Source organism: Tepidiforma sp. (assembly GCF_034433535.1).
GTDB lineage: Bacteria > Chloroflexota > Dehalococcoidia > Tepidiformales > Tepidiformaceae > Tepidiforma.
The window spans coordinates 1-8,721 of record NZ_DAOUAO010000185.1; the positions used below are offsets into that span (position 1 = coordinate 1).

An 8,721-nucleotide genomic window follows, 5' to 3' on the forward strand; every position below is an offset into this window, starting at 1 on the left:
CCTGAAGCTGCCCGAGGGCGCCACCTACATCATCGCCGCCGGCGATACCGCGAAGTCGATCGCTGACCAGCACGGCATCACCGCCGCCGAGCTCCGCCGGCTGAACCCGCAGACCGTTACCACCGCCAACGACGACGCCCCGCTCGAGCATCGGCGCACGCTCGTCATCCCCACAAACGTGTACATCGCTGCCGAAGGGGAAACCCTCCAGCAGATCGCGGACAAGCACCTCATCGAGGACGTGGCCGCCCTCGCCCAGCTCAACAACCTCGACCCGGCCTCGCCGGTCGTCAACCCCGGCCAGGAAATCCGCCTGCCCTCCACTGCCCGCTACATCGTCGACATCGCCGATACCTGGGAGACCGCTGCCGCCTCCCACAAGACGACGGCCGCCGAGCTCGCCCGCGCCAACAACGCCGACCCGGCCACCCCGCTCTCCCAGGACGTCGTCATCCAGCTCCCGAAGATCGACCGCTACACCGTCAAGGGCCAGACCCTCGAGGAGGTCGCTGCCGGCTTCGCCAACGTGACCGCCGCCACCCTCGCCGAAGCCAACGGCGTCGAAGCGAACAGCATCCTCGCTATCGGCACCACCCTCAAGCTGCCTGACTCCGCCTGGGGCACCGCCCCGCCCGATGCCATCAACCCCGGCACCGCCTGCGTCCAGTACGCCATCCCGCAGGCCGTGTTCGAAACCCTGCCCGGGCTCGGCACCCCGGTCGCCATCGAAAAGCCGACCGAGTTCAGCGAGCAGGTTGTCTTCGAAGCCCACGCCAGCGACTGGACCATCGTCGCCGATGGCCAGCGCAAGCAGCCCAACCAGGGCGGCGTCCTCGTCAGGGCCGGCACCACCATCACCTTCACCTCCGTCGTCGGCCTGCACAACATCGTCTTCAACGGCGAAGTCCAGGGCGACGACATCCGCCAGGGCGACACCCGCCAGATCACCATGAACACCCCCGGCGAGTACAAGGTCACCTGCGACTACCACCCGCCGATGCTCGGCTACATCTGGGTCGAGTAACCAACCGCACCGGTCGAATCGTCGAAGAGAGGCCCGCGCGGCCCCTCTTCAGTTTGACCGCGGCCGCGCCGACCCGTACGATCCCGCCAAATCCGGCATCCCCGGCGAAGGGATGCCCTCCGCACCACACCACCAGCAGAGGGGAATCACCCATGGCAGCAGCACAGACCGGCAAGCGCTACGTCGTACCCGGCGGCGTCGCGGAATTCATCGTCACCAAGGGCGGCCCTGGCGAACTCCGCTGCGGCGACGCGCCCATGCAGATCCGCGGCCAGGAAGACCCGAACGTCACGGTCGACACCACCGGCATGGAAACCGTCCAGCTCGGCAAGCGCTACCGCGACGAGCAGACCGGCATCGAAGTCCTCGTCGTCAAGCCCGGCCCCTGCGCCCTCAACGTCGACGGCCGCCCCATGGAGCTCCTCCAGCCCAAGGTCCTGCCCTCCGCCGACTGAGCCGGCCCGGCAGCCGCCGCTACAATAAACTGGCCCGCCCTCGCCCGGCGGGCCAGCGCATTTCCCCGGGGCCGCCCATGTCCCTCGAAAAGGCCATCGAATCGCAGATCCAGGAGGCCATGGCTACCGGCCTCTTCGATAACCTGCCCGGCGCCGGCCGACCCCTCCCGCTTGAGGGCAACGAGAACGACCCCAACTGGCTCGGCCATCACCTCCTCCGCAACGCCGGCGTCCTCCCCCGCTGGCTCGACCTCGCCCGCGAAATCGAGCACGACCTCCGCCGCCTCCAGCAAATCGACGACGACCACCGCCTCCTCTGCGACCATGCCCGCGCCACCGGCGATTGGGAGGCCCACCGCCTCGCCATCGGCCACGCCCGCCAGCGCTACGAAACCCTCGCCCGCGACATCCGCCGCCGGCAGGACCGCCTCAACCTCGAAGCCCCCGGCATCCGCAGCGAACGCCCCGGCCTCTGGGTCGAATACCACCTCGAGCGCCTCGATGCCCGCCTCCCGGCGCCTCCCGAAACTCGCCCGGCCGCCGACGATGTGATACCGTAAAAAAACTGGCGTGCCCGCACGCCGCCCCATCCCAACCAGAAGGCGAGGTGAGAGCCGCTCTTGTCCGAGGTCATCGTCGGCGAAGGCGAACCCTTCGAGGCCGCACTCAAGCGCTTCAACAAACGCGTCCAGCAGGATGGCATCCTCTCCGAAGCGCGCCGGCGCGAGTTCTACGAAAAGCCCAGCGTCAAGCGCAAGAAGAAGGAAGCAGCGCGCCTTCGCAAACTCCGCAAGAAGCAACTCCGCAGCGAAGCCCGAGCCGCCGCCCGGCGCTGAGCCGCCTCGCACCATCACCACACAACCGACGGCCCGGCCACTCCAGCCGGGCCGTTCCACTTCGGAGCACCGCCATGTCCCTCCGCGACCGCATCCAGGCCGACCTCGCCGAGGCCCTCCGCAGCCGCGACGAAACCCGCAAATCCACCCTTCGAATGCTCCTCTCCGCCATCAAGAACGCCGAGATCCGCACCGCTCCCCCCGGCGCCAGCGATGAAGAGCTCGCACGGATGGCCGAGCTCCCGCCGCTCACCCTCGACGACGAGGCGGTCCTCGCCCTCATCCAGAAGCAGATTAAGCAGCGTCGCGAAAGCATCGAGCAGTTCCAGCGCGCCGGCCGGCAGGACCTCGTCGAAAAAGAATCCGCCGAGGTCGCCGTCCTCGAATCCTACCTGCCTGCCCAGGCCACTCCCGAAGAGATTGAAGCCGCCGCCCGCCGCGTCATCGAGGAGACCGGCGCCAGCTCCCCGCGCGACCTCGGCAAAGTCATGCCCGTCCTCACCAAACAGTTCGCCGGCCGCGCCGATGGCCGCGCCATCAACGAAATCGTGCGCCGCCTCCTCGGCGGCTGAGCCGGGGCCATGACCATCCGCGCCATCCTCTTCGATTGGGACGGCACCCTGGTCCACGCCACCACCGACCGTATCCCGGCAGCCTGCGCCGCCGTCGATGAGTACGCCCGCCGCCACATCACCCCGGAGGCCGCGCCTGGCGATACCGAACGCGCCTTCCACGCCGTCTTCCCCGAGCGCCCCGGCCCCGCCGACCCCGTCGCCCCCACCATCGCCGCCATCCTCGGTCAGGCCTTTACCTGGCTCGGCTGGCCGTCTGGCGCCAACGACGTCGAATCCGCCGCCCGGCGCTTCTTCGACGTCGCCAGCCGCGGCCTCGACCTCCTCCCCGATGCTCGCGCCCTACTCGCCTCGCTCCACTTCCGCGGCTACCGGCTCGGCGTCGTCAGCAACAGCATCTTTCCCGGCGCCTACTGGCAGGCCGCCGCCGCCTCCCTCGGCATCGCCGGCTACCTGCAGGCGTTCGTCACCAGCGCCGATGTCGGCCTCGCCAAGCCGCACCCCGCGCCCTTCCGCCGCGCTCTCGCCGAACTCACCGTCGACCCCCACGACGCGCTCTTCGTCGGCGACACGCCAGCCACCGATATCGCCGGGGCCCGCGCCGCCGGCCTCCGCGCCGTCCTCCTCGACCGCCCGGGCCGCCGTCCCGAGGCTGCCGGCTACCTGACCATCCGCCACCTCGCCGGCCTCGCCGAGATCCTCGGCGAGAGCATCTCTCCCCGCGCCGGCGAATAACCACGCCCGGCGCCGCGGCCTCGCCATCCCCGTCTGGTATCCTCGAAACACCGCCATGAAACCGGCCCCGCGCCCACCACTCCCCCGCCTTGCCGCTGCCGCCTTCGGGCTCGCCCTCGCCGCGCTCATCGCCGTGCTCATCGCCCCCGTCGGCGGCCTCCGCCAGGGCCTCGCCGAGGGCGCTTACGCCCCGCGCACCTTCGAAGCCGCCCACGATGCCCAGTTCGTCTCCGAGGCGCTCACCACCGCTGCCCGCGAGCAGGCCGCAGCTGCCGTCCGCGACGTCCCGCTCCCGCCCGACCCCGCCCTCACCGACTCCCGCGTAGCCCTCCTCCAGCGCTACTTCTCCAGCGTGCGCGCCATCCTCGCCCGCACCGACCTCTCCGCCGCCCAAAAGCTCGACCAGATCGCTGCCATCGAAACACCCGCCACCATCGGCAGCGCGACCCGCCTCTACCTCCAGTCCCTCGATGCCGACGGCCTCTCCCTCCTCGAAGCCCGCACCCTCGACCTCCTCCGCGCCCTCATGGCCAACCCCATCGGCCGCGGCGCCACCCCGGCCGAGCAGCAGCGCGATATCGACCTCGCCATCGACCAGCTCCTCGCCGCACGCGGCCTCACCGCCGACCCGGAGCGCACCGCCCTCGCGACCCTCCTCCGCGCCTTCGCCGCCCCCAACTTCCGCATCGACACGGCCGCCACCGAGGCCGCCCGCGAACAGGCCCGCCAGTCCGTGAGTCCCGTGGTGCGCACCATCACCGCCGGGCAGGTCATCGTCAGCGAGGGCCAGCAGGTCACCGCCCAGGACCTCGAAGCCCTCCGCGCCACCGGCGCCCTCCGCGACGCCCTCGACCCCTACGCCCTCGGCGGAACAGCGCTCATCGCCCTCCTGCTCGGCGCGCTCTTCGGCGCCCTCGCATGGCGGCTGCAGCCCTTCTCCGCGCCCTCCGTGCGGCGCCTGGTGGCCACCGGGCTCGTCAGCGCATTGACCCTCGCGGGGGTGCGCCTCGCCTTCCCCCTCGTGACCCCCGACGCCGAGCACACCTACCTCATCTACGCCCTCCCGGTGGCCGCCGCCCCGCTGGTGGTCGCCGCCTTCGCCGACTTCCCCTACGCGGCGGCGGTCGCCCTCCTCCTCGGGCTGGCGGGCGCGCTCATCGGCGGCGCCTACCCGCAGGTCATCGGCTCCACCTACATCGGCCCCCTCCAGGCGCTCGAATTCGCCGCGTCCTCCTCCCTCGCCGGCCTGGCAGGCGCCCTCGCCCTGCAGCGCGCCGAGCGCATCAGCCGCTTCGCCTTCGCCGGCCTCGCCGCCGGCCTCGCCTGCGCTGCCGTCCTGCTGACCTTCTGGCTCCTGCAGGTTCCCCGCGCCACCCCCGAACTCGGCTGGATCGCGCTCGCGGCCTCCATCCACGGCGTCTCCGCGGCGGTGATCAGCCTCGGCCTGGTCCAGCTTCTCAGCTTCGCCCTCGGCATCACCACCCGCATCCAGCTGCTCGAACTTGCCCAGCCAGAACACCCGCTCCTCCGGCGCCTGCAGGAGGAGGCCCCCGGCACCTACCACCACAGCATGCTCGTCGGCGCCCTCGCCGAGCGCGCGGCCGCCGGCATCGGCGCCGATGCCCTCGTCGCCCGGGTCGGCGCCTACTACCACGACATCGGCAAGCTCGCCATGCCCGGCTACTACATCGAAAACATGCTCGATGAGCGCCCCAACCCCCACGATGGCCTCCCCCCGCAGGAGAGCGCCCGCATCATCCGGGCCCACGTCACCAACGGCATCGAGCTCGCCCGCCGCCACCGCCTGCCCGAGTCCGTCCGTGAATTCATCCCCCAGCACCACGGCACCCGCCTCGTCTCCTACTTCTACCGCCAGGCCGCCGCCGACGGCGCCCAGCCCGACCCGGCCGACTTCCGCTACGAAGGCCCGCGCCCGCAATCCCGCGAGGCCGCCATCGTCATGCTCGCCGACTCCTGCGAGGCCGTCATCCGCGCCGCCGGCGGCCAGTCCGCCGATATCGATGCCACCGTCGATGCCATCCTCGCCGAGCGCCTCGCCGAAGGCCAGCTCGATGACTGCGATATCACCCTGCGCGACCTCCAGACCATCGCCCGCTCCTTCAAGGCCACCCTCCGCGCCGTCTACCATCCCCGCGTCAGGTACCCCCAGCCCACCCCCGAGGAGATCGCTTCCCTCGCCCGCGGCGAATCCCCCCTCCGCAGCCCCTGAAGCCCAGCGCGCCATCGACACACCCCCCGGCCGGCCCCACAATCACCCTATGCGCTTCGCTATCATCCGCTTCCCCGGCACCTGGAGCGACCGCGACACCTACCACGTCCTCCAGGACGTCCTCGGCCAGCAGGCCGATATCCTCTGGCACCGCGAAACCGACCTTTCCCGCTACGACGCCGTCGTCCTCCCGGGCGGCTACTCCTATGGCGATTACCTCCGCGCCGGCGCCATCGCCCGCTTCTCCCCCGTCATGGAATCCGTCATCGCCTTCGCCGAGGCCGGCAAACCGGTCATCGGCATTTGCAACGGCTTCCAGGTCCTCTGCGAAAGCCACCTCCTCCCGGGCGCGCTCATCCGCAACGCCAGCCTCCAGTTCCGCTGCGAATGGACCCATCTCCGCCGCGAGGGCGGCTCCTCACCCTGGGTCGATGCCATCCCGCAGGGCGCCGTCCTCCGCATCCCGATCTCCCACGGCCAGGGCAACTACTACGCCGACCCCGCAACCCTCGATCTCCTCGAGCAGACCGGCCGCGTCGTCTTCCGTTACTGCGATCCGCAGGGCAACGTAACCCCCGAAGCCAACCCAAACGGCTCCGCCCGCAACATCGCCGGCATCATCAACCGGCGCGGCAACGTCCTCGGCATGATGCCCCACCCCGAACGCGCCGGCGAAGCCCTCGTCGGCGGCATCGACGGCAACCGCATCTGGGAGTCCGTCATCCGCACCGCCCTCGCCGCCGTCACCGCCTGAACCGGCACTTTACATCTTAACCCGCAATCGCGTACAACTCGCGACATCCCGGCGCGGGTCCCAAGGGGCCGGCCGCTGGAGGTCGCCCATGACCGTATCTGCTCCTGCCTACCCCTTCGGCCTCGACGTCGACCCGGCCGCATCCCAGTCCCGACTCACCATCCTCTTCCGCATCATCCTCGCCATCCCCCACCTCCTCATCGTTGGTGTCCTCGGTGCGCTGGTCCAGGTCCTCGTCATCCTCTCCTGGTTCGTCATCATCGTCACCGGCCGCATGCCGGCCAGCTTCGCCAGCCTCATCCTGAACACCCTCCACTGGGCGGCCCGCGTCAACGCCTACACCTTTCTGCTCACCGGGCGCTACCCGCCCTTCGCCTTCGGCCCCGATGCCGCCTATCCCGTCCGCTTCTGGGGCGAAGCCCAGCTCGAGGGCCGCAGCCGCCTGACCGTCTTCCTCCGTCTCATCCTGGTCATCCCGCATTACCTTGTCCTCTACATCCTCCAAATCATTGCCAACATCCTCCTCTTCATCGGCTGGGTCGTCGGCATCTTCATCGGCCGCATCCCGGGAGCCATCCACAACTACCTCGCCGGGTACTACCGCTGGACCATGCGCGTCGCCGCCTATATGGCCCTCCTCACCGACCGCTACCCGCCGTTCAGCCTCAGCTGAACCCCGCCACTCTCCCGTACGCACCCGGGCGCGTACCATAGCCTCATGCCCGTCGACCAGGCCGCCCTCGATGCCGTCGCCCTCACCCGCGAGGAGTACGACCTCCTCGTCCAGCGCCTCGGCCGCGAACCCAACGAGGTCGAGCTCGGCATGTTCGGCTCGCTCTGGAGCGAACACTGCGGCTATAAGAACAGCAAGCCGCTCCTCCGCCTCCTCCCCTCCAGCGGCCCGCGCGTCCTCACCGCGGTCGGCGCCGAAAACGCCGGCGCCATCGATATCGGCGATGGCCGCTGCGTCGTCATGAAAATCGAATCCCACAACCACCCCTCCGCCATCGAGCCCTACCAGGGCGCGGCCACCGGCGTCGGCGGTATCGTCCGCGATATCTTCGCCATGGGCGCCTACCCCATCGCCATCCTCGATTCCCTCCGCTTCGGCCCCCTCGAGAACCCCCAGGACCGCTACCTCTTTCACGGCGTCGTCGCCGGTATCGGCGGCTACGGCAACTGCCTCGGCATCCCCACCGTCGGCGGCGAAACCTTCTTCGCGCCGGCCTACTCCGGCACGCCCCTGGTCAACGCCATGTGCGTCGGCGTCGCCGAAACCGGCAAGCTCCTCTCCGCCCGCGCCCGCGGCGAAGGCAACGTCCTCCTCCTCGTCGGCGCCGATACCGGCCGCGACGGCATCCACGGCGCCTCCGGCCTCGCCTCCCGCACCGACCCCGAGGCCCGCTTCGAAGAGATGCGCCCCGCCGTCCAGGTCGGCAACCCCTTCCTCGAAAAGCTCCTCATGGAGGCCTGCTACGAACTCGCCTCCGAGCACCGCGACTGGATCGTCGGCCTCCAGGACCTCGGCGCCGCCGGCCTCACCTCCTCCGTCGTCGAATGCTGTGCGAAGGGCGGCTCCGGCGCCATCCTCGACCTCGAGAACGTCCCCCGCCGCGAACAGGGCATGACCCCCTACGAAGTCATGCTCTCCGAAAGCCAGGAGCGCATGCTCGTCATCGCCAAAAAGGAGCACGTCGGCGAGGTCACCGCCCTCTTCCAGCGCTGGGAGCTCCACTGCGCCCCCATCGGCGTCGTGACCGGCGGCTCCGAAGTCGTCGTCCGCGAACACGGCCGCGAAGTCGCACGCGTCCCCGTCGACATCGCCACCGACCCGCCCCAGTACCGCCGCCAGGGCGTCCGCCCGCCCGAGCTCGAACCCCTCAATAGCGTCGACCTCGCCGCCCTGCCCGACCTCGCCCCCGAAGCCGCGTCCGCCGCGCTCCGCCAGCTCCTCGCCCGCCCCAACATCGCCTCCAGGCGCGGCATCTTCCGCCAGTACGACCACCAGGTCCTCGCCAGCACGGTCGTCCCGCCCGGCGGCGATGCCGCCGTCCTCCGCATCATGGGCACCCGCCGCGGCGTCGCCGTCTCCACCGATTGCAACCCCCGCTTCGT

General features: G+C 70.4%; 10 protein-coding genes. All 10 read left to right on the forward strand.

All coding sequences use genetic code 11. The features are described 5' to 3' along the window. On the forward strand, positions 1–1,024 hold a 1,024-nt coding region (locus VAE46_RS09595; RefSeq protein WP_322796713.1), incomplete at its 5' end, for a LysM peptidoglycan-binding domain-containing protein. A gap of 152 nt (positions 1,025–1,176) precedes the next feature. After that, a complete protein-coding gene (locus tag VAE46_RS09600; protein ID WP_322796714.1) occupies positions 1,177–1,479 on the forward strand; it encodes a hypothetical protein in 303 nt (100 codons plus the stop codon). Positions 1,480–1,556: 77 nt separating this feature from the next. Next, positions 1,557–2,039, forward strand: coding sequence for a DUF1992 domain-containing protein (locus VAE46_RS09605; protein ID WP_322796715.1), 483 nt, complete (start codon positions 1,557–1,559; stop codon positions 2,037–2,039). Positions 2,040–2,099: 60 nt separating this feature from the next. Next, positions 2,100–2,315 carry a 30S ribosomal protein S21 gene (rpsU, locus tag VAE46_RS09610; RefSeq protein ID WP_322796716.1) on the forward strand — a complete coding sequence of 72 codons (216 nt, stop codon included), beginning with the start codon at positions 2,100–2,102 and terminating at the stop codon, positions 2,313–2,315. Between the two features lie 74 nt (positions 2,316–2,389). Continuing rightward, complete coding sequence (locus tag VAE46_RS09615; RefSeq protein WP_322796717.1) at positions 2,390–2,887, forward strand: GatB/YqeY domain-containing protein; 498 nt, start codon at positions 2,390–2,392, stop codon at positions 2,885–2,887. Between the two features lie 9 nt (positions 2,888–2,896). Then, a complete protein-coding gene (locus VAE46_RS09620; protein WP_322796718.1) occupies positions 2,897–3,622 on the forward strand; it encodes an HAD family hydrolase in 726 nt (241 codons plus the stop codon). Between the two features lie 55 nt (positions 3,623–3,677). After that, positions 3,678–5,852, forward strand: coding sequence for an HDIG domain-containing metalloprotein (locus tag VAE46_RS09625; protein ID WP_322796719.1), 2,175 nt, complete (start codon positions 3,678–3,680; stop codon positions 5,850–5,852). Between the two features lie 49 nt (positions 5,853–5,901). Beyond that, positions 5,902–6,606, forward strand: coding sequence for a phosphoribosylformylglycinamidine synthase subunit PurQ (gene purQ, locus VAE46_RS09630; RefSeq protein ID WP_322796720.1), 705 nt, complete (start codon positions 5,902–5,904; stop codon positions 6,604–6,606). An 88-nt stretch (positions 6,607–6,694) separates the two neighbouring features. Further along, complete coding sequence (locus VAE46_RS09635; protein ID WP_322796721.1) at positions 6,695–7,279, forward strand: DUF4389 domain-containing protein; 585 nt, start codon at positions 6,695–6,697, stop codon at positions 7,277–7,279. A 45-nt stretch (positions 7,280–7,324) separates the two neighbouring features. After that, positions 7,325–8,721: phosphoribosylformylglycinamidine synthase subunit PurL (purL, locus tag VAE46_RS09640; RefSeq protein ID WP_322796722.1), on the forward strand; the 1,397-nt coding region annotated here is incomplete at its 3' end.

Coding starts and splice junctions, on each gene's coding strand:
- VAE46_RS09600 (WP_322796714.1), top strand. CDS start 1,177: ATGGCAGCAGCACAGACCGGCAAGCGCTACGTCGTACCCGGCGGCGTC.
- VAE46_RS09605 (WP_322796715.1), top strand. CDS start 1,557: ATGTCCCTCGAAAAGGCCATCGAATCGCAGATCCAGGAGGCCATGGCT.
- VAE46_RS09615 (WP_322796717.1), top strand. CDS start 2,390: ATGTCCCTCCGCGACCGCATCCAGGCCGACCTCGCCGAGGCCCTCCGC.
- VAE46_RS09620 (WP_322796718.1), top strand. CDS start 2,897: ATGACCATCCGCGCCATCCTCTTCGATTGGGACGGCACCCTGGTCCAC.
- VAE46_RS09625 (WP_322796719.1), top strand. CDS start 3,678: ATGAAACCGGCCCCGCGCCCACCACTCCCCCGCCTTGCCGCTGCCGCC.
- purQ (WP_322796720.1), top strand. CDS start 5,902: ATGCGCTTCGCTATCATCCGCTTCCCCGGCACCTGGAGCGACCGCGAC.
- VAE46_RS09635 (WP_322796721.1), top strand. CDS start 6,695: ATGACCGTATCTGCTCCTGCCTACCCCTTCGGCCTCGACGTCGACCCG.